18 protein-coding genes are annotated in these 20,204 nt (G+C 38.1%); 16 read left to right on the forward strand and 2 right to left on the reverse strand.

All coding sequences use genetic code 11. The features are described 5' to 3' along the window. Positions 1-511 precede the first annotated feature (511 nt). From AC790_RS16490 to wzzB, 14 genes are all read left to right on the forward strand, one after another. A complete protein-coding gene (locus AC790_RS16490) occupies positions 512-910 on the forward strand; it encodes an adenylyltransferase/cytidyltransferase family protein (protein ID WP_049852460.1) in 399 nt (132 codons plus the stop codon). Next, positions 907-2,061, forward strand: a complete 1,155-nt coding sequence (locus AC790_RS16495) for a CDP-glycerol glycerophosphotransferase family protein (protein WP_049852461.1) — start codon at positions 907-909, stop codon at positions 2,059-2,061. Before AC790_RS16490 ends, AC790_RS16495 begins: the two co-directional genes overlap by 4 nt. Next, positions 2,030-3,154: a glycosyltransferase family 4 protein gene (locus AC790_RS16500; RefSeq protein WP_235440745.1), complete on the forward strand. Its 1,125-nt coding sequence runs from the start codon at positions 2,030-2,032 to the stop codon at positions 3,152-3,154. Before AC790_RS16495 ends, AC790_RS16500 begins: the two co-directional genes overlap by 32 nt. After that, a complete protein-coding gene (locus AC790_RS16505; protein ID WP_049852463.1) occupies positions 3,147-4,196 on the forward strand; it encodes a glycosyltransferase in 1,050 nt (349 codons plus the stop codon). Before AC790_RS16500 ends, AC790_RS16505 begins: the two co-directional genes overlap by 8 nt. Continuing rightward, on the forward strand, positions 4,193-5,590 hold the full coding sequence (locus AC790_RS16510) for a lipopolysaccharide biosynthesis protein (RefSeq protein WP_049852464.1): 1,398 nt from the start codon (positions 4,193-4,195) through the stop codon (positions 5,588-5,590). The genes AC790_RS16505 and AC790_RS16510 overlap by 4 nt, the downstream gene beginning before the upstream one ends. A 2-nt stretch (positions 5,591-5,592) precedes the next feature. Next, positions 5,593-6,741, forward strand: coding sequence for an EpsG family protein (locus AC790_RS16515; RefSeq protein ID WP_049852465.1), 1,149 nt, complete (start codon positions 5,593-5,595; stop codon positions 6,739-6,741). 41 nt (positions 6,742-6,782) lie between these two features. Next, complete coding sequence (locus AC790_RS16520) at positions 6,783-7,841, forward strand: glycosyltransferase (protein ID WP_161804882.1); 1,059 nt, start codon at positions 6,783-6,785, stop codon at positions 7,839-7,841. A gap of 94 nt (positions 7,842-7,935) precedes the next feature. Continuing rightward, complete coding sequence (locus AC790_RS16525; RefSeq protein ID WP_049852467.1) at positions 7,936-8,979, forward strand: polysaccharide biosynthesis protein; 1,044 nt, start codon at positions 7,936-7,938, stop codon at positions 8,977-8,979. A gap of 3 nt (positions 8,980-8,982) precedes the next feature. After that, positions 8,983-10,107 carry an NAD-dependent epimerase/dehydratase family protein gene (locus AC790_RS16530; protein ID WP_049852468.1) on the forward strand — a complete coding sequence of 375 codons (1,125 nt, stop codon included), beginning with the start codon at positions 8,983-8,985 and terminating at the stop codon, positions 10,105-10,107. A 9-nt stretch (positions 10,108-10,116) separates the two neighbouring features. After that, complete coding sequence (gene wecB, locus AC790_RS16535; protein ID WP_049852469.1) at positions 10,117-11,247, forward strand: non-hydrolyzing UDP-N-acetylglucosamine 2-epimerase; 1,131 nt, start codon at positions 10,117-10,119, stop codon at positions 11,245-11,247. Further along, positions 11,247-12,461: a glycosyltransferase family 4 protein gene (locus AC790_RS16540; RefSeq protein ID WP_049852470.1), complete on the forward strand. Its 1,215-nt coding sequence runs from the start codon at positions 11,247-11,249 to the stop codon at positions 12,459-12,461. The genes wecB and AC790_RS16540 overlap by 1 nt, the downstream gene beginning before the upstream one ends. Next, complete coding sequence (locus AC790_RS16545; protein ID WP_049852471.1) at positions 12,448-12,861, forward strand: WbuC family cupin fold metalloprotein; 414 nt, start codon at positions 12,448-12,450, stop codon at positions 12,859-12,861. The genes AC790_RS16540 and AC790_RS16545 overlap by 14 nt, the downstream gene beginning before the upstream one ends. A 164-nt stretch (positions 12,862-13,025) precedes the next feature. Further along, positions 13,026-14,435 carry an NADP-dependent phosphogluconate dehydrogenase gene (gndA, locus tag AC790_RS16550; protein WP_049852472.1) on the forward strand — a complete coding sequence of 470 codons (1,410 nt, stop codon included), beginning with the start codon at positions 13,026-13,028 and terminating at the stop codon, positions 14,433-14,435. A 73-nt stretch (positions 14,436-14,508) separates the two neighbouring features. Continuing rightward, positions 14,509-15,519, forward strand: a complete 1,011-nt coding sequence (wzzB, locus tag AC790_RS16555) for an LPS O-antigen chain length determinant protein WzzB (RefSeq protein WP_049852473.1) — start codon at positions 14,509-14,511, stop codon at positions 15,517-15,519. A 34-nt stretch (positions 15,520-15,553) separates the two neighbouring features. Here wzzB and AC790_RS16560 read toward each other — a convergent pair whose 3' ends face one another. Beyond that, on the reverse strand, positions 15,554-16,669 hold the full coding sequence (locus AC790_RS16560) for a succinylglutamate desuccinylase/aspartoacylase family protein (protein ID WP_049852474.1): 1,116 nt from the start codon (positions 16,667-16,669) through the stop codon (positions 15,554-15,556). Between the two features lie 110 nt (positions 16,670-16,779). Next, the gene (locus tag AC790_RS16565; protein WP_049852475.1) at positions 16,780-17,577 is read right to left on the reverse strand and encodes an ABC transporter substrate-binding protein; all 798 of its coding nucleotides are present in this window, start codon (positions 17,575-17,577) and stop codon (positions 16,780-16,782) included. Between the two features lie 268 nt (positions 17,578-17,845). On the opposite strand from AC790_RS16565, the gene AC790_RS16570 reads away from it, so the two are divergent. Further along, positions 17,846-18,940 carry a glycosyltransferase gene (locus AC790_RS16570; protein ID WP_049852476.1) on the forward strand — a complete coding sequence of 365 codons (1,095 nt, stop codon included), beginning with the start codon at positions 17,846-17,848 and terminating at the stop codon, positions 18,938-18,940. Further along, positions 18,927-20,189: an O-antigen ligase gene (locus AC790_RS16575; RefSeq protein ID WP_049852477.1), complete on the forward strand. Its 1,263-nt coding sequence runs from the start codon at positions 18,927-18,929 to the stop codon at positions 20,187-20,189. Before AC790_RS16570 ends, AC790_RS16575 begins: the two co-directional genes overlap by 14 nt. Positions 20,190-20,204 lie beyond the last annotated feature (15 nt).

Below are 20,204 nucleotides of genomic sequence, written 5' to 3' on the forward strand. Positions count from 1 at the left end.
TCCAAACAATACACATGTTGAAGGCTGTAATAAAATACAGTTATAGATCACGATAGCAGTGTGTGGAGGTATAGTTCATCACTAAATTTTGCTTTGTATTTCAGCTATGTGGGAGCTGTGACCCAGGGGCGGTAGCGTGTTATTTTAAGTTAAATGAAACTAAGAATATTTAGCTTAAATAATAAGAACAAAAAGATCGGGTAGGTATTTTCTGGAGTTAATGTGTGTCAATTTTAGGCATTAGTTGAAGAAAGCTTAAAGTTCATATGAATTGTGAGTTTTTATCACTCTAAAATTAAAAGTATAATAAGTTAGATTTGATTTTTTTGGATTATAATTTTCGGATTGCAAGTGATTTAAAATGATAAGTCAAAACTAACAGTAAAGAATATGAAAAAAGAATTTTATGTGATGTCAATATTAATCTAGGTCGGATTAATTATGTTTTATATGATGTTTCTCATTAATAAGATTCTGAATATATGTAACCATTACTATAAATGAGGTTGAAATGACGAGAGTAATAACATTTGGAACATTTGATGTTTTCCATATCGGACATGTCAATATTTTAGAAAGAGCAGCGCAATATGGCGAAGAGTTAATAGTCGGAGTTTCATCAGACAAGTTGAACTTTAGTAAGAAAAATAAGTTGCCAATTTATTCAGAAGCAGATCGAGTTAAAATAATTGAGTGCATTAAGTTTGTAAGCGAAGTTTTTATTGAAGAGTCGCTAGAAGAAAAATTAGATTATATTAGAAAGTATAAAGCAGATGTTTTAGTTATGGGTGATGATTGGGAGGGCCGGTTTGATTGGGTAAAGGATGAATGCAGAGTAGTATACTTGCCTAGAACGCCATCAATTTCAACAACTGAAATCATAGAAGTCGTTAGGTCAGGAAGAAAATGATTCTAAAAAAAAGAATGGTCAGGTTAGTCAAACGGGTCCTGTCTTTAATTAATTATTTAATTCCCAAAAACAATACTAAAGTTGTATTTAAAAGCAGACCTGATTTTAGCGGGAATGCACGTGCGCTCTATGAATATATTAATATTAATCATAAGGATAAATATAAACTCGTATGGATTACTGACGATAGTACGAAATTACCTATTGATGCCACGGTAGTAAATAGTGGTTCATTATCTGCATTAAAAGAATATGTTACGGCTAAGTATATTGTCACAACTCATAATGAAATGATTGGTATTAAGAGTGCTAATCAAAGTTATATAAGTTTATGGCATGGTATGCCTTTGAAGAAAATATGCTACTTAGGTGAATATGATCATGAAGGAATGGAGGATTACTCTTCTTATCGTATCGCTTCATCTGAATTAATGAGATCAATTATATCAGCATGCTTTAGGGAAAAAGCTAATAATGTATTCATTACGGGACAACCCAGGAATGATTATCTTTTTGATTTGATTAAATCAAATGGTATATTTGAAAGTATAAACAAAAACAAAAAAATCATACTTTATATGCCAACATTTCGTGAGAATCAAGAGGCGTTAAATTACTCTGATGGAAAGGGAATTAATTGTGATAATTTTTTGAGAGTCGATGATTTTGAATTAGAAATTATTAATCGATTTTTAATGGAAAACAATGCTCATCTTGTTATTAAATTACACCCATACGAGGAAAAAGCTTTAGTCAACATTGATTTTGGTACAAACATCACCTTAATGACGACCTCAATATTAAGAAAACATGATATGGACGTAAATCATTTAATGGCACGAGCTAATATACTTATTAGCGATTACTCGTCTGCCTATTTTGATTTCATGATGTTAAATAGACCAATGGTATTCTTAATACCAGACGTAGAGGCATATAGTTCAAGCCGCGGCGGTTTTACATTGGAACCGGTTAGTTTTTGGATGCCTGGAGCTCATGTGGATACCTTGCATGCACTATTAGATGAACTAGATAAATTATTATCTGGAAATGACAGGTTTGAATATAAAAGAAAAGAAATATGCGAAATAATAAATCTTCATAAGGATAAGAATAATAGTGAAAGAGTATTTAGGCAATTCTTCAAGTAGTATGGAACTCCACTTCCTTCTTGGTGATGTATCATCCAAAGGTGGTATAGAAAGAGTAACAATAACTCTGGCAAATGCTCTGTCATCCATATACCCAGTGAAGATTATAAGCCTTTATCAATCAAATGAGAGTCTGCCGTTTAAAGTTTCAGATAAAGTTACTTTAGAAGTAATCAGTAATAATTATGAAGTAAGTATGTTTAATAGGAATTTTAATCTTTTTAAAGGTTTGTGCTTCGATTTAATTTATATTAAAAATAAAAGTAAAAAAATAAAGGAAATAAAAAAATCAAATCAAGTGATAGCAATATCTTCTGACGTAAAAATGTCTGTTCTCGCAAATAAAAGCGGCTATAAAAATATAATAGCAATAGAGCATTTTGAGTATGATGTAATTAGTCCAGTTCTTCGCTTAGTAAGAAAATTTCTTTATAAAAAGATTCAGGCTGTGGTTAGTTTGACGAGTGAAGATGAAAGGAAGTATAAATGGTTACCAACAGGCAAACACTTTGTCATTGCAAATATTGTTGAACAACCAATAAGTGTTTGTGAATTTGATAGTCGAAGTAAAACTGTTTTAGCGGTAGGTCGGTTAACGTATCAGAAAGGATTTGACTTACTGATAGAAGCCTGGAGATATATTAATTTACCTGGGTGGACGTTAAAAATAGTCGGTGATGGTGAAGAATATGAAAAGTTATCGTTGTATATAAAAGAACATAATTTGCAAAATATACAAATATTACCTTTCACAAACAACATAAGTAAATATTATAATGACTCAAGGGTTTTTGTATTAAGTTCTAGATATGAGGGGCTGGGAATGGTGCTAGTTGAGGCGCTTTCGTATGGTCTGGCATGTATCAGTTTTAACTGTCCTGCGGGACCGAAAACAATACTTAATCAAGGTAATGGTATTTTGGTTGAGCCAGAAAATGTTAAAATTCTTGCAAATGAAATGACCCGGCTCATGTTGGATAAAGAACTGCAGAAAAAAATGAGTGAATTGGGTCCATCAAGTATAAATAGATTTAAATCTGATGTCATTATTGCACAATGGATGCAGTTAATTAAGGGGGCACGGAATGAATGAGTATGATTTAATAATAATTACAAATGTACCAGCATTTTATAAAGTTAATCTATTTGAAGAAATATCAAAAAAAATAAAAATAAAAGTTTTTTTTATCTCAAAATCATCAAAAATAAGGAATGATGATTTTTACAATTACAATATGAAATTTGATCATGAATTCTTAAGCGAAGCTTGTTATGAAGAACGAAATGCACTTAAGGTTTTTTTTAAAGTTTGGCGTGAGATTAGAAAAATTCGCTATAAAAGAATACTTTTCCCTGGATGGGAAATAAAAGAGCTTTTTTTTATATCGCTACTTACTGAATTAAAAAAAAATGCTGTTGCTATCGAAAGTAGTATCAATGAAAGTAATGTTAAAGGTAGTGTTGGTTTATTAAAACGAATTTATTTAAATAGAATGAGTTATGCTTACCCTTCAGGTTTTTTACAAAATGAAATTTTAAAAAGCATGAGCTTTCGTGGCCAGGTTTTTTATACACATGGGGTAGGGATAGCTAATAAGGTATTTCCCCGAATAGGAATATGTAAAGATAACCTTGTTCATAAATTGAATTATGTGTATGTAGGTCGACTTTCGGAGGAAAAAAATTTACATTTACTTGTTGAGGTTTTCAACGAGCTAAATTTGCCATTAACTATTGTAGGTGATGGACCTCAAGAAAAAGAGTTAAAAAAAATTGCTAAGGGAAATATAAATTTCAAAGGTTATATTCACAATAATAAGTTGCGTACTTTACTTAATGAATGTGATGTTTTTGTTTTGCCCTCAATATCAGAACCGTGGGGGTTAGTGGTTGAAGAAGCTTTGTCTGCAGGATTACCTGTAATTGTGAGCGATCGGGTAGGATGCCATAAAGATTTGATAAATAATAAAAATGGGATTGTATTTAAATCTCACGATGCTAAAGATTTAAAGTTTGCGATATCTAAAATGGAAGAAGATTATCCAAAGCTTAGAAATGGGGTCTTTGAGTATAACGTAGAAAATAATAGTGCTATTCAAATTAACTCTTATGTGGATTCACTTAAGAATATATGAAAAATAAAACAATTCGTGACTTTGCTAACTATGCGCTGGGTGATTTATTTGTAAAAGGATTTTTATTTATTTCACTACCATTGCTTTCGAGAGTTCTTAGCCCAGAAGAATATGGCAAGTTATCAATAATAAACACAGCAATAATGATAGTTTATGTTTTTGTCAGCCTTAACCTTCAAAATGCAATTACAAATAGATATATGCTTGTTTCAGAAGGGTTTAGTGACTATTTTAAGACTATCATTTTGTTCCTATTTCCTTTTCAAATAATAATTTTATTGCTTAGCCCATTGTTATCCAATCCCATTTCATTAATTTTGGGCATTGATCCAAAAGATTTTATCTGGGTAATAGTTATTTGCATGATGCTTAGTTATTTATACATATATACATGTTATTTGCAGGCATCAAGGCAAAGCAGTGCGTATGTTAAAATAAATATGATATCGAAAATATCAGAGATTTTTTTGATTTTTATTTTTGCATATGTTATGACACAACAGCAATATATGTCAAAAATATATGCTCAACTAGTTGTGACCAGTTTTATTTTGATTTGTCTGTTTAGGCGGCTTAGGGATTTAAGTATTGGTGTTTTTAAAATAAATTATCTAAAAGAAGCATTAGTATTCTCAATACCGTTGATTATACACGTTCTTTCTAACTCATTGCTTTCACAGGCTGACAGAATCATTATTAATAATATTCTTGGGGCATCGGCAGCTGGTATATATTCATTTGCATACAATCTTGGGGCCGGTATTCTGGTTTTAATCATGGCATGGAATTCTTCATGGCAACCAAGATTATATAAGTGTATAGAAAAAAAAGACACATCGACTATATTACAAATTACTAAGGCAAGCACAATAATTATTTTTGTCATTAGTACTATTGTAATATTGTTTTCAAAAGAAATGATATTAATATTTGCAGATAAGACGTATTATTCGGGGGCTGATGTTCTGCCTATAATTATTATAGGTAATTCTTTGATTCATCTATACTTGATATTTGTTAATTTCATATTTTATAAGAAAAGAACGATAATAATTTCGATAGCAACGTTGATTGCCGTTATGATAAATATAGGCTTTAATTATTTACTTATACCTATGTTTGGGATCATTGGTTCAGCATGGGCCACGGTATTTTCATATTTGATATTAACATTATTACATTATGTATCATCTAAATATATAACAGCGAATAACTTAATAAGTTTTAAGTTTGTTGTTTATTATTTTTTAGGTTTAATTATGGTGTATTATCTTACAAAATATATTGAATTAAATATGTCAGTTTTACAATCGGTCTTGGTTAAAATTTGTATTGCATTAGTAACTATCGCTCTTTTATTCAAAATTAAGCTGCATCATAAATTAAGTGATTAATAATGGTTGAATACTATCTGTTTTTAATTTTGATAATATGTTTAATTCTATTAGATGTTCTTTGTCGTTCTCATAAAAAAAATTTACTATTTATTTCAGCTATAATCATCTTTGTGTTTTTGGGATTGCGATACAAAATTGGTGTCGATTGGCTGTTTTATTATGATGATTATCGGGGTGTAAGAAACACCCTAGCTATTGAGCCTGGTTATAAGATGATTTCGTGGTTAAGTAGTTTATTGCTTAACTTTTGGGTTTTTGTTTCAATGATTACATTGGCTATTGTGATATCAATTGCACGTTTTGCTCATCGATTTTCACCATATCCTGTTTTAGTTTTTTGCAGTTATTTTATTATTTCTTTCGGTTTTAATGTTGAAGCGTTACGCCAAATATTAGCAGTTGCATTGTTTTATATAGCAATTTATGATTATTTGAAGGGGCGAAGGTACTTATTTTATCTATGGTGTGTTATCGGTTCTGTACTTCACATCTCTCTTCTGCCATTGATTGTACTTCCATTGTTTATTTCAAACTATTTTTTGAAAGTTGGAAGGGGATTGTTTTTATTAGGAGTCTTACTTACTTTCATCAATATCTACCCAGTGAAAGAACTTATTAATATTGGTAATGTGTTAATAGGAGGTCCATATTTCTCTAAGATCGCATGGTATGCCCTCAATAATAATGAAAATAGTGGCATCACTTTTAACTTGCTTTTTAAAATAATAATTTACATTTATTTTATTTATAACAGAAATAAAATATTAACTTATTGTCAGGCCAAGGAAATTAGTTTTTCCATTATTAAAACTTTAGATGTTATGTTTTTAACCATGTTATTAGTGGATATCTATTTCTTACCATTTGGTACAATATCATCACGCTATGATGAGTATTTCGTACCCGCAATGCTTATATGCTTTAGCTATTCGTTAAAAGTTAATAATATTTATGCTAATAGGATAATCATCGGTTCAACTTTTATTGCAATATTAAGCGTCAGTTTCATACGTTTCACTATGAATGAATATTTCCGGGAGCAATATATCCCATACGCAAATTCTATAATACAAATATTCTCCAATAGCACTGATGACGCGGCACGTGCCAAAGCCGTTTACTTACATTGGAAGTTGAGTAATCAATAATGCTTATGATCAACGCAAGTAACTTATATGTCGGAGGGGGCATGCAGGTTGGCATGTCAGTAATTGAAGAGTTCACTTTAATGGATTTGGATTTTATCGCTGCCGTTTCCCCACCAATATATTCTCAACTTACTGAATCGGCAAAAAAGAAGTGCCTGATTATTAAAAAAACGCCTTCAGGTTTATTTAATTTCTCGTCGCGTAAATTGCTAAATAAAATGGTTCAAGAGTATAATATCGATGCTGTTTTTACAGTATTTGGCCCAAGTTACTGGACACCTAAAGTTAAAAACCATACGGTAGGTTTTGCATTACCTTGGCTAATATATAATTCCTCGCAAGTTTTCAAAAAATTAACTTTAATCCAAAAAGTAAAAAAAATAATTCTTAAATATTTGCAACCCTATTATTATAGACTGAATGCAACAAAAATAGTGGTTGAAACTAATGATGTGAAAGAACATTTGTATAGCAAGTTAGGTTTTGAAATGAACAAGGTGTTTGTTGTATCCAACTCTGTAAGTTCTTATTTCACCCGCGATTACGTTCTTGATGAGAAAATCATTGAACGGTTGCCAAAGAAAATTGCAGGAGATATTTGGCTTTTAACGGTTTCATACAATTATCCACATAAAAACCTTAGTGTTATATTTGATTTATTAGAGCTTTTACCAAATCATTATAAGTTCGTATTAACGTTGGAAAAATCTTTTATTGAAGGTCTAAGCGAAGAAAAAAAATCCAGGTTTATATTGGTCGGCAATGTAGAAAACAAACAATGCCCAGCATTATATTCTTACTCAGATGCTGTTTTATTACCTACCTTATTAGAATGTTTTAGTGCTTCTTATATTGAGGCAGGAATCATGAGAAAACCGATTTTTACTTCCAATCGCGGTTTTTCAAAAACGATTTGTGGAGAGGGGGCGTTTTATTTTAATCCGCTAGATCCAAAAGATATGGCTACTACGATCACTGCCGCTTTTGAAAAACCAGACCAAATTATAAGTAAATGCAATCTCATGTTTGATGTCCACAAAAAACTACCTGATGCTAAACAACGAGCGGAGATGTATCTCAAAATCATTTCAGAAAAATAGCGTCATAACACGGTTGGTTAGCTGATCGCGAATACGATGATTTAAATTGAAATAAGCATACATTTTAAAATTTTAGTAATAGGTGAGAGTCTATATGTTTAAGTCGAAAGTGTTATTGATTACTGGTGGGACGGGTTCGTTTGGTAATGCGGTATTAAAGCGATTTTTGGATACAGATATTGGTGAAATTCGTATATTTAGTCGTGATGAGAAAAAACAAGATGATATGCGGAAAAAATATAACAGCAGTAAGCTTAAGTTTTATCTGGGTGATGTTCGTGACGAAAAAAGTATAGCAGCAGCTATAAGAGGAGTTGATTATGTTTTTCATGCTGCTGCCCTTAAGCAAGTCCCTTCCTGTGAATTTCACCCAATGCAAGCTGTGCGCACTAATGTTTTAGGTACAGAAAATGTTCTAAATTGTGCTATTTCAGCTGGTGTTAAACGTGTAGTTTGTTTAAGCACAGATAAGGCCGTATATCCTATTAATGCTATGGGCATTAGTAAGGCTATGATGGAAAAAGTTATGGTTGCGGCTAGTCGTAATCTTGAAGGAACAGATACCGTCATTTGCGGTACGCGTTATGGGAATGTGATGGCCTCAAGAGGGTCTGTAATTCCACTATTTGTACAACAAGTACAGCAGGGGAAGACAATAACCATTACTGAACCGAGCATGACTCGCTTCATGATGACTTTAGCCGATGCTGTTGATTTAGTGCTTTATGCATTCGAACATGGTAATAACGGGGACATTTTTGTACAGAAAGCGCCTGCTGCAACAGTTGAAACACTCACCAAAGCAATTTTGAATTTAATGCATAAGCCGGAACATCAGGTAAGTATTATTGGATCGCGCCATGGAGAAAAGTTATTTGAGTCGTTACTAGGCAAGGAAGAGCGAGCTTGTGCGGAAGATATGGGGGATTATTTCCGAGTTCCTGCCGATACACGAGATTTGAACTATGCAAAATTCGTTGAAGAAGGCGAGCAAAAAATGACGGATGCACTTTGTGGTGAAGAGTACAACTCTCATAATACGCAGCGTTTGGATGTTGAAGGTATGACCAAACTACTATTGAAACTTGAATTCATGCGTAAAATTACACTCGGCGAACACGCGGACCCGGAGGAATAATCAGTGAAAGTTCTGATTACAGGTTCTGAAGGTTTTATCGGTAAAAACCTGTCTGTTCGTCTTGCTGAAACAAAGCAAGTTACCGTTGTCACTTTCAGTCGTGAACAAAATGATCAAGAATTATTATCATTATTGCAGGACGTAGACTTTGTTTTTCACCTCGCAGGAATTAATCGACCGCAAAATCCTGACGAATTTATTGTTGGTAATGTTGGCCTTGCAAAAAGCTTGCATTCATATTTAGCAACTATTGCTGAAACAACAGGACGTAAAATCCCATTGTTATTCGCTTCTTCAATACATGCAGAGGTGGATACTCCTTACGGCCGTTCGAAACGAGAAGCAGAAAATATATTGTTACAGCTAAGAGAAGAATTTGAAATTCCTATCTATATCTGTCGTCTTCCTGGTGTTTTTGGTAAATGGGCTAAGCCTAATTATAATTCAGTTGTTGCAACATTCTGTCATAACATTGTAAACGATCTGCCTTTAAAAATTGACAACAGTGCGCATACCTTTAATTTAGTTTATATAGATGATGTGATATCAGTTTTTCTTAAAACTATGAATGGCGAAAATGAAGTTAGTGATAATTTGTTTTTAGATATACATCCCATCTACTCTACAACAGTAGGGAAACTTGCGGATACTCTTAATAAATTTAAGCACAGTCGCGAAACACTTATTACTGAACAAGTTGGAACTGGATTTCTAAGAGCCCTATATTCTACTTATGTCAGTTACCTTCCTGCAGAAAAATTTTCTTATTCTATTAAGGAGCACGAGGATGATCGGGGGCGCTTTGTTGAAGTCTTAAAAACAGATATTTCAGGGCAGATATCATATTTTACTGCACATCCTGGTGTGACTCGCGGCGGTCACTACCATCATAGTAAAACTGAAAAATTCCTAGTTGTTCAAGGTACGGCTAAATTTAGATTTCGTCATTTAATTACAAATGAATATTACGAATTAACCACTAGTAAAGCTCACTCAATGATAGTGGAGACTATACCTGGTTGGTCTCATGATGTGACAAATATCGGTGATGATGAATTAATTGCAATCGTATGGGCTAATGAAAATTTTGATCCTCAAAATCCGGATACAATAGCTTCTTCGTTATAAGAGACCCTTATGAAAAAATTAAAAATAGTCTCAGTGGTAGGCACTCGCCCGGAAATTATTAGACTTTCCCGCGTTCTTGCTAAACTGGATTTATATTGTGATCATATCTTAGTCCATACTGGACAAAATTATGATTACGAGTTAAACGAAGTTTTTTTCAATGATTTAAATGTCAGAAAACCCGATTATTTTCTAAATGCTGCGGGTAAAAATGCAGCTGAAACTATTGGGCAGGTTATTATTAAAGTCGATGAGGTTTTTGCTGAAGTTGAACCTGAAGCCATGCTGGTTTTAGGCGATACAAACTCATGTATTTCAGCTATCGCTGCGAAACGTCGTAAAATTCCTATTTTTCACATGGAAGCGGGTAATAGATGTTTCGATCAGCGCGTCCCCGAAGAGACTAATCGTCGAATAGTTGATCACACGGCAGATGTGAATTTAACGTATAGTGACATTGCCAGAGAATACCTCCTCGCAGAGGGATTACCTGCCGATCGTATCATTAAGACTGGCAGCCCGATGTTTGAAGTGTTGAATCATTACATGCCACAAATAGATGGTTCTGATGTACTTAATCGTCTTGGTTTAAAGAAAAACGATTTTTTTGTCGTTAGTGCTCATCGTGAAGAAAATGTTGATGCCCCTGAACAATTGGTTAAACTAGCAGACATTCTTAATACCATTGCGGAGAAATATCAATTACCGGTAATCGTTTCCACGCACCCTCGAACCCGGAATCGTATTGAGCAAAATGGTATTTTATTCCATGAAAACATCCAATTGTTAAAACCATTAGGTTTTCATGATTACAATCATTTGCAAAAAAATTCTCGAGCAGTACTTTCAGATAGTGGAACAATTACGGAAGAGTCATCTATTATGAACTTCCCTGCACTCAATATTCGCGAAGCTCATGAGCGTCCAGAAGGTTTTGAGGAAGCATCAGTAATGATGGTTGGACTCGAAACTGATCGTGTTTTACAAGCTCTCGCGGTATTAGAAACTCAGCCCCGTGGTGAGGAGAGGCTGCTTCGGCAGGTTAATGATTACAGTATGCCAAATGTGTCAGATAAGATTGTGCGAATTGTTCACTCCTATACGGATTACATAAAGCGAGTTGTCTGGAAAAAATATTAATGAATTTGGCTTTAATCATCGATGATTATCTACCTGAAAGTACTCGTGTCGGCGCAAAGATGTTCCATGAGCTCGCTCTGGAATTTATTAAACGCGGACACCATGTCACTGTTATAACCCCTAAAGCCGAGCAGCATGAAGATCTCGTTATTGATTCTTTAGATGGCGTGGCAGTCTGGAGTTTCAAAAATGGGCCGATTAAAGATGTTAGCTATTTGACTCGTGGTGTAAACGAAACGCTACTATCCCTTCGAGCTTGGAAAGCTGTTCGTCATCTGATTAAAGCCAATACTTTCGACGGAATTGTTTATTATTCTCCATCTGTGTTTTGGGGTGGCTTGGTCAAAAAAATCAAACAACGTTGTCAATGCAGGTCTTATTTGGTATTGCGCGACATGTTTCCTCAGTGGGCAATCGACGCGGGCATGATAAAAAGTGGCTCTCTGATTGAAAAATACTTCCGTCACTTTGAAATGAAGTCATACACTAATGCTGATAGCATTGGTGTAATGTCAGAAAACAATCTTACGCTTTTTAATAAAATCAACCCAAATCTCAGGTGTGAAATACTCAGGAATTGGGCTGAAGTCGCACCTTTTAAAACTCGATCTAAAGATTATGTCTCAATTCGACAGTCATTAGAACTAACTGATAAAGTCATTTTTTTCTATGGCGGTAATATTGGTCATGCTCAAGATATGGCTAATCTAATGCGCTTAACTCTTAACATGGAGAAATATCAGCAGGCACATTTTTTATATCTTGGTCAGGGTGATGAAGTTTCTTTAATTAATGACCTCGCAAAGGAATGGTCACTTAAAAATTTCACTTATTTGCCTTCGGTAAATCAATCTGTTTTCAAATCTATTCTTTCTGAAGTGGATGTAGGATTGTTTTCCCTTGCTGCTAATCATACTGCTTTCAATTTCCCGGGTAAATTACTAGGTTATATGGTCGAAAGTTTGCCTATTCTCGGGAGTATTAATGCAGGAAATGATTTGGAAGGTGTTGTAAATGATGCTCAAGCAGGTTTCATTCACCTAAATGGTGAAGATGAATTGCTTTTTCAGTCGGCAGTTAAACTATTAGAAGATGTTGAATTACGCAAGTGCAAAGGAATTGCGGCATTCAATCTTTTAAATGAACAGTTTTCGGTTTCTTCTGCTGCAGATATAATTGAACATAGTTTAGAGAAGAACAATGAAAATCTTTGATGATGCCACAATTAGTACTATATTCGATAATGCATTGAAGTCTGAAAGAAAACGTTCCCATCTTCTTCTCCATCATTCTCATAAGGACAAGGTGCAAAAATTACTCATTGCTCTTGTTAAAGGAAGCTATGTCGAGCCCCACTATCACGAATTACCCCATCAATGGGAGTTATTCAGTGTATTAGAAGGAGAGCTGGAGATAACTTTATACGATTCGAATGGCGGAATATTAAAGTCGTTTAATGCCGGTCCCAAAACGGGTATTAGTTTAGTTGAATTCCATCCAGGGGATATTCATAGCGTCGAGTGTATCTCGGATCGCGCGTTAATGCTTGAGGTTAAGGAAGGGCCTTTTGACCCTGATTATGCCAAATCATTTCCACAATGGTATTGTGGATAAGTTATTTGGCTATGTTTCCTTTCTCTTCTGGTGCTTGACATTTATCCAAACAAATCGTGCTTAGCATCTTAGGCTATCCAGTGTCATCTTTAGTGGGTTAACATCGAAGTACTTTTGTGCTGCTAATAAAAATGCGCAGCTAACACATCTGACAGGAGTATGTAATGTCTAAGCAACAAATCGGCGTTGTAGGAATGGCTGTAATGGGCCGTAACTTGGCTCTTAACATCGAAAGCCGTGGCTATACCGTTTCAATCTTCAACCGCTCGCGTGAGAAGACCGATGAAGTCATTGCTGAGAATTCAGGCAAAAAACTCGCGCCTTTTTACACTGTTGAAGAGTTCGTTGAATCGCTTGAAAAACCACGTCGCATCTTGTTGATGGTGCAGGCGGGTGAAGCTACAGATAAGACTATTGCTTCTCTGACCCCCCATCTCGATAAAGGTGACATTTTAATCGACGGCGGTAATACCTTCTATAAAGACACTATTCGCCGTAATAAAGAGTTGTCAGATCAAGGGTTCAACTTCATTGGCACCGGCGTTTCCGGTGGTGAAGAAGGAGCTTTAAAAGGTCCATCAATCATGCCAGGCGGTCAGAAAGAGGCTTATGAGCTGGTTGCTCCAATCCTGGATAAAATTGCTGCCCGTGCAGAAGACGGTGAAGCTTGTGTTGCTTATATCGGTCCAAATGGTGCTGGCCACTACGTGAAGATGGTGCATAACGGCATCGAATATGGCGATATGCAGCTCATTGCTGAAGCCTATGCTCTGTTAAAAGGTGCATTGGGTCTTACCAACGAAGAGTTGGCTGAAACCTTTACTGACTGGAACAACGGCGAGCTGAGCAGCTATCTAATCGATATCACTAAAGATATCTTCACCAAGAAAGATGAAGATGGAAAATATTTGGTTGATGTCATTCTTGATGAAGCCGCAAATAAAGGTACGGGCAAGTGGACCAGCCAAAGTTCACTGGATTTAGGTGAGCCGCTGTCTCTGATCACCGAATCGGTGTTTGCACGCTACCTCTCTTCATTGAAGTCTCAGCGTGTTGCTGCTTCTAAAGTACTGAGCGGTCCACAAGCTAAAGCATTCACTGGTGATAAAGCAGAGTTCGTAGAGAAAGTACGTCGTGCTCTTTACTTAGGCAAAATCGTTTCTTACGCTCAGGGCTTCTCTCAGTTACGTGCTGCATCAGAAGAGAACGAGTGGAATCTGCACTATGGCGAAATCGCCAAAATCTTCCGGGCGGGTTGCATTATCCGTGCTCAGTTCTTGCAGAAAATTACTGATGCTTATGCTACAGATGCTGATATCGCAAACTTGTTGCTGGATCCTTATTTCAAGAACATCGCTGATGAATACCAGCAAGCGCTGCGTGATGTCGTGTCTTATGCAATTCAAAATGGGATTCCAACGCCTACCTTCTCAGCTGCGATTGCTTATTACGACAGCTATCGCTCGGAAGTTCTGCCAGCCAATCTGATTCAGGCTCAGCGTGACTACTTCGGTGCCCATACATACAAGCGCATTGATAAAGATGGTGTATTCCACACCGAGTGGTTAGATTAATTATATTAAGCATCTCTCAGTGATGAGAGATGCTTTTTTATGAGTCTCTTGATTTTTGTGAGTGTTTTTATATATGAAAGAAAGTGAAAGTCTCAATTCTGATAGCTCTATCTCACAGCAAACACTATATAATAATGATAACGAATTCGATTTAATTGAAATTATAGTGCAACTATGGAAAGGTAAGCTAATTATTCTGGCTACCATGGTTCTTACTTTCGCATTGTGTCTTGTCTATCTAAGCGTAGTAAAAGAAAAGTGGACGTCAAAAGCGATAGTGACTCTCCCTTCTGCAGGACAAGTTGCTAATTATAATGCCACACTAAGTACACTTTACGCTCAGAATCCACAGGATAAGCCTTCAATTACTGACTTGCAAAATCAGATGTTTACGAGATTTAATTCGTCGATGAGTGCATTATCAGGTTCTCTGGCTAATCTTGAAAAACCCTTAACATTGCGTATTGATCAGGTTAACAAAGGAAGCAATGATTCTCTAGTAATCTCATTTGTTTCGGAAACAGCACGCCAGTCACAAGAACAGTTGACGAAATATATTTCGGCTATTAATGAAGATGTTGTGGATGATTATGGATTAGATCTTAAAAAAAACCTTAGTGTTAAAGCAAAAGAACTTACAAACATTCTCGATGCGCATAAACAGATTGCTATTAACAAGAAACAACATCGTATTGATGTTATTAATCAGGCATTGAGAATTGCAAGGCAATCTGGAATAAATAAATCGCAACTCAATCAGGCTGAATATTTATCAGATGATACTCTTTACCTTTTAGGTAGTGATGCATTGAATGCAATGATCGTTAATGAAGCGACTAAGCCCTTAGATTTTGACGGCGATTATTATAATGCTGAACGTGCATTGCTGGCAGTAACTCATGTAAAGATTCAAACTGATAATTTGCAATCTTTCCGTTACATTGCTAAGGCTGATCTCCCATTAAGACGCGATAGTCCTAAAAAAACGTTAACAGTATTATTCGCGCTTATTCTTGGTGGAGTGTTAGGCTCATCAATTGTTCTTGGTCGAATTATAGTTAAAGGCTATCGTAATCGGCACTAATTATAATCAAACCGGCCTATTAAGGCCGGTTCTTTCACCCCACCAACAACTCCCCACGCCTCCCCGCATTCTCACCAGCCAGCCTAACTACCAACATCCCAGCCGTCACAAACTTGGTTAAATTTCTCGCATATAGTACGCCACCATACTCTGCTACCAGCGGCATCACCTGATCAGTAATTGGATCAACAATCTCTGCCACCACTTCACCGGCCTTGATCCATTCACCCAACTTACGGCGATACAACACCAATCCCGATTGTGCCGCATGGATGTACTCACAACCTGCCAATGCAGTCGCTGGATTGATCAGGGCAGGGGATTCGCCCACTTCACCTGCAATATAGCCGCTCTCAATTAGCGCACTGATAATTGCATCTGCATCCTTCTCCGCCATCTCAGGCGATACATCCGCAACACCACGTAGTTCCAACGTCACCGGCAGTAATCCCCGCGGCATAGGAAACTTATCGCCAAATCGTTTAGCCAGAGTCAACCACGGCTCACAACATGCTTCATCAAATGGCTCACCGCCCGAAATCTGTGCCAGCAATTGCACTTCGCTACCCAGCCAACGCGCCAGCGGTTCAATATCTGGCCATGCGTGCGGCGTGGTATAAAGGTGTGGCAACGCATCCCAGTCGCAGTGCAAATCAATCATCAGATCTGCCTGGCTCGCCATGCGCATCAGCGTAAAACGCTGAGCATCCAATTCGGTACGCGCTATGCGGTCACGGTAATGACGGTCAATAGCATCCCTGACCAACCGTTTATTTTCATATTCGCTTTGGGTAAGTGAATCAGCTAACTCCTCAACCAATGCTTCACCTAACGCTGGAAAGCGGCGGTTAAAGTCTTGTCCAGACAAGGTATGAAAACGGCCCAAATGGCTGCCATGCCAGTGTTGGCCCATCGCCAAAGGATTGGCGACCGGTACTAGCGTGATCTTGGATTTCAGCTGTCCAGCAGACTCAAGCGCCAGCAGCTTCTGCTTCAAATACCACGCCACCGCCATGCCCGGCAGCTCGTCGCCATGCAACGCTGCCTGGATGTAGACGCGTTGCTGCGAATCCGTGCCGAAGTGAAAGCTAACAATTTCGCGTTGCGTGCCCAGTGAGGCGCTGAGTAGAGGATGATGTTGTTGTTGCATAACGCTTTCGATGTCCTTGCTCACGGCACGTTTCAATCGCGCCTATTTAATCAGATGATTGGAATTATAGTGCCGACTGGAAAAGGGCGGCACAAAAGCCGCCCAAAAGGTTACTGCTGAATGGAGATGTCAGTGGCGAAGTACTGTTTCTGGATTTTGTCGAAGGTGCCGTTCTTTTTGATCTCGGCAAAAGCATTGTCCAGCGCGGTTTTCAGTTCGGCATCGCCTTTACGCAACCCAATCGCAGTACCCGGACCGATGATCGGATCCTGCACAATCGGGCCCGCCAGTTCAAAGTCTTTACCCTGCGGATGTTTCAGGAAGCCGATAGCAGCCTGCGCAGCGTCAGTAAACACTGCATCAAGCCGGCCAGAGATTAAATCGCTCTCCACCTGCGCCTGATCGCCATAAGGCACAACCTGCACGCCATGCGGCTGCCATTTGGCGAGCGCGTAACGTTCCTGAACAGTGCCTTGCTCCACGCCCACGGTTTTGCCTTTTAGCGATTCAGCGGTTGGCAGTAGGCCAGAACCCTTACGCGCAATCAGTTGGGTATGGGTGTCATAGAGCGGCACGGTGAAATCGATTTGCTTAAGACGTTCTTCAGTGATGCCCATATCAGACAAAATGGCATCGAACTTACGCGCCTTCAAGGCCGGAATCATGCCGTCGAACTGGCTCTCCACCCACACGCACTTGGCTTGCATCTGCGCGCACAGCGCATTGCCGAGATCGATATCAAAACCGACCAGTTTGCCTTGCGGCGTTTTGGATTCGAAAGGAGGGTAGGTGGGATCAACCGCGAAACGCACCTGATCAATCTTTGCCTGCGCGCCAAATACGCAACCGGCCAGCACAGCCAGCGCCAGCGTCTGACGCAGGCGGGCACTAAAACGAAAGTTTGCCATAGTATCTGTCTTCTATTGTTGTAATGTTGAGATTGGCAGAGTAACCCGCGGTATCAGTCAAATCAAATTAGGCAATACTTTCAGATTGTTGCAATTGTGTACTATGCGTCATCCCTTGCTAATCTGTGCTATATTCTACATCTAGGTTGGTTTAATTACGGTGAGTTGCTTAAGCAGGGCAATCATGGTAGAAAAGCCACCGTTCCAATAAGTTCTGCCTTAATTCTGCTTATAAAGACCAGCGATATACTGCAATGAGATCCAAAGCATGACGCTAACACCAAGTAAAATTCTCTTTGTAGCTGAAACGCTGAGCGGTCACGGTGGCATGGAAAACGTGACCAGACAGGTTATTGATCAACTTAACCGTGGCAGTCACTTCAATGCTGGACTGTTTCTCTTCGAATCATCCTACCAGATTACGTCCGATAGCTGGGCGAATGAGCTGGTATGGGGAAAAAGCCGTCGCTTGACTGGCAATTCTAAAATATACAATTTTGTCCACGTCCAGCGGTTGGCAAAATTCATCCGTCAGCATCGGCCCGATCACATCATTGCGCTCAATACTGTCCCCTGCATGCTAGCCCGCAAAGCGCTTAACTACAGCGGCCATAAGGCGACACTCTATTCCTGGATGCACCTTCCACCGAAGCAACGCTATCGCCCACACTATTTGATGTTGGCAGATCAGCATCTTGCAATCAGTGAGGCGATTAAGTCACAGCTGATTGAGCTTGGTGCCCATCCTGAGCACGTACATGTGATATTTAACCCGGTACAAATGGTTAATATCGTGATTCCGCAGCCGCAGACTGCACGTTTCTTGTTTGTGGGGCGGGTGCACTTTGAAGAACAGAAACAGCTGAAAGATCTGTTTGATGCATTACGGCACGTTCGCGGTGACTGGCTATTGGATATTGTGGGTGATGGGGACGATCGCGCGAGATGTGAAGCCTATGCGCAGCAGTTAGGTATCGCAGACAACATACACTGGCATGGCTGGCAGCAAAATGCATGGGATTATATTGCGTCTCATATCAAACAGGTGACAGCCTTAGTATTGACCTCGAACCATGAAGGATTTCCGCTGATCTTGCTGGAAGCGATGGCGCGCGGAATTTTTTGTATTTCTTCTGATTGCGTCAGCGGTCCGTCCGAAATCATTTCATCGGGCGTAAATGGATATCTCTATCCCGTCAATGATGTGGTCCGATTGACCACAATTTTACAATCCATTGTTGAGGGTGAAGTACTGCCAGATGCGCAGAGCATCAAAGACAGTGTGATAGCATTCAACGAGCAAAATTACATGGAAAAACTAACAAGTATCATCGATCAGGACGCTCCGATTGAACATAGTTAAACCCAACTTACCTATGATAGGAAAGGCAGCAACGGTAAATACGATTGTGATCTTAATTTGCTGCACGCTTGCCACTAATTTGTTTACCTACGGTTTCGCGCAAAAAGTATTCTACATTGCTGCTTATCTTTCAGGATTTCTATTTATTTATACGCTTGCCTCGCCATCTAACCGCATGCGGATGAATAGATATATACTTCTGTTATTCTCAGCGCTGTTCATTATGGGGGCGCTACGTTTTGGTTGGGCGGTTTATATCAATGACAATTATGCTAATTTTACTACGCCAACCAATAACATCCTGAATAATTACAGGCTGGGTGGTAAACGACTGATGTTAGCTGCCTTTGTTGTTGCTGTGATTGCTATGTATAACGATGATATTTCAGAAAATACCATTTATATCAGTAAAGCAATGATTTGGCTTGGAGTATCAGTTGCGTTGTTGTTTGGTATACATGAATACTTACAAACTGGAAAACGAATTAAACTCACTGCAGATGGCGCCTCAAGTTCATCTTATATGGTCATGTTTCTTTACTGCACTTATCTGTGGTTATCAATTAAAGACGCAAATCGTAAATGGATTTTTGCTGATGCCTCATTTGCAGTTATCATATTAAGTTTGATTATCTTAAGCGGAACGCGTGTTTCACTATTGGCTTTTATGTTCATTACACTTTGCCAGATTAGCCGCTTTTACGGTCTGCTGGAAATTTTAAGGCCTAAGCGCAATCGGCTGTATGCACTTATTCTCTTTGTTATATTAGCCGGATTGACTAGCGAACGTTGGAAGCAAGGCATCAGTGACATTGAAGATTACAGTAGCAATAGTTCAACATCGGTAGGCGCGCGCGTCGCCATTTGGGACAGCGGAATTCACTTTTTGCCACAACATCTTGGTTTTTCTTCACCAGATGTACGTACGGTAACCGCCAGGGAATATATTGCGCGTGTTCACCCAGGCAATGCCGAGGGTTATGCCAACGTAAAATATAATATGCATAACGAATTTTTGGAGATCGCTACTCTACAAGGTATTTTAGGCGTAGCGATATTTATATTGTTTTATGCTGCTGCGCTATTCATTTGGTTTAAACGTCATGCATTAATGGGTATTTCCATGCCGGTAGCCGCATTGTTCATTATGGGAATGACCGATTCTGTGTTGATCTATTCACCGACATCAATGCTGTTTACTATCGCCGTGGCGTTGTGCACTATTCAACCCAAGCAGCATAAAGCATAATCTCAAAGGCGCGTG

Origin of the sequence: Pantoea sp. RIT-PI-b, assembly GCF_001187905.1 — a bacterium.
Lineage (GTDB): Bacteria > Pseudomonadota > Gammaproteobacteria > Enterobacterales > Enterobacteriaceae > Pantoea > Pantoea nemavictus.

What these genes read in the sequence shown, in the direction of transcription:
- AC790_RS16515 (WP_049852465.1), top strand. Translation starts at nt 5,593, where the DNA reads ATGGTTGAATACTATCTGTTTTTAATTTTGATAATATGTTTAATTCTA.
- AC790_RS16505 (WP_049852463.1), top strand. Translation starts at nt 3,147, where the DNA reads ATGAATGAGTATGATTTAATAATAATTACAAATGTACCAGCATTTTAT.
- AC790_RS16545 (WP_049852471.1), top strand. Translation starts at nt 12,448, where the DNA reads ATGAAAATCTTTGATGATGCCACAATTAGTACTATATTCGATAATGCA.
- AC790_RS16490 (WP_049852460.1), top strand. Translation starts at nt 512, where the DNA reads ATGACGAGAGTAATAACATTTGGAACATTTGATGTTTTCCATATCGGA.
- AC790_RS16540 (WP_049852470.1), top strand. Translation starts at nt 11,247, where the DNA reads ATGAATTTGGCTTTAATCATCGATGATTATCTACCTGAAAGTACTCGT.
- AC790_RS16565 (WP_049852475.1), bottom strand. Translation starts at nt 17,577, where the DNA reads ATGGCAAACTTTCGTTTTAGTGCCCGCCTGCGTCAGACGCTGGCGCTG.
- wecB (WP_049852469.1), top strand. Translation starts at nt 10,117, where the DNA reads ATGAAAAAATTAAAAATAGTCTCAGTGGTAGGCACTCGCCCGGAAATT.
- gndA (WP_049852472.1), top strand. Translation starts at nt 13,026, where the DNA reads ATGTCTAAGCAACAAATCGGCGTTGTAGGAATGGCTGTAATGGGCCGT.
- wzzB (WP_049852473.1), top strand. Translation starts at nt 14,509, where the DNA reads ATGAAAGAAAGTGAAAGTCTCAATTCTGATAGCTCTATCTCACAGCAA.
- AC790_RS16560 (WP_049852474.1), bottom strand. Translation starts at nt 16,669, where the DNA reads ATGCAACAACAACATCATCCTCTACTCAGCGCCTCACTGGGCACGCAA.
- AC790_RS16570 (WP_049852476.1), top strand. Translation starts at nt 17,846, where the DNA reads ATGACGCTAACACCAAGTAAAATTCTCTTTGTAGCTGAAACGCTGAGC.
- AC790_RS16525 (WP_049852467.1), top strand. Translation starts at nt 7,936, where the DNA reads ATGTTTAAGTCGAAAGTGTTATTGATTACTGGTGGGACGGGTTCGTTT.
- AC790_RS16510 (WP_049852464.1), top strand. Translation starts at nt 4,193, where the DNA reads ATGAAAAATAAAACAATTCGTGACTTTGCTAACTATGCGCTGGGTGAT.
- AC790_RS16495 (WP_049852461.1), top strand. Translation starts at nt 907, where the DNA reads ATGATTCTAAAAAAAAGAATGGTCAGGTTAGTCAAACGGGTCCTGTCT.
- AC790_RS16520 (WP_161804882.1), top strand. Translation starts at nt 6,783, where the DNA reads ATGCAGGTTGGCATGTCAGTAATTGAAGAGTTCACTTTAATGGATTTG.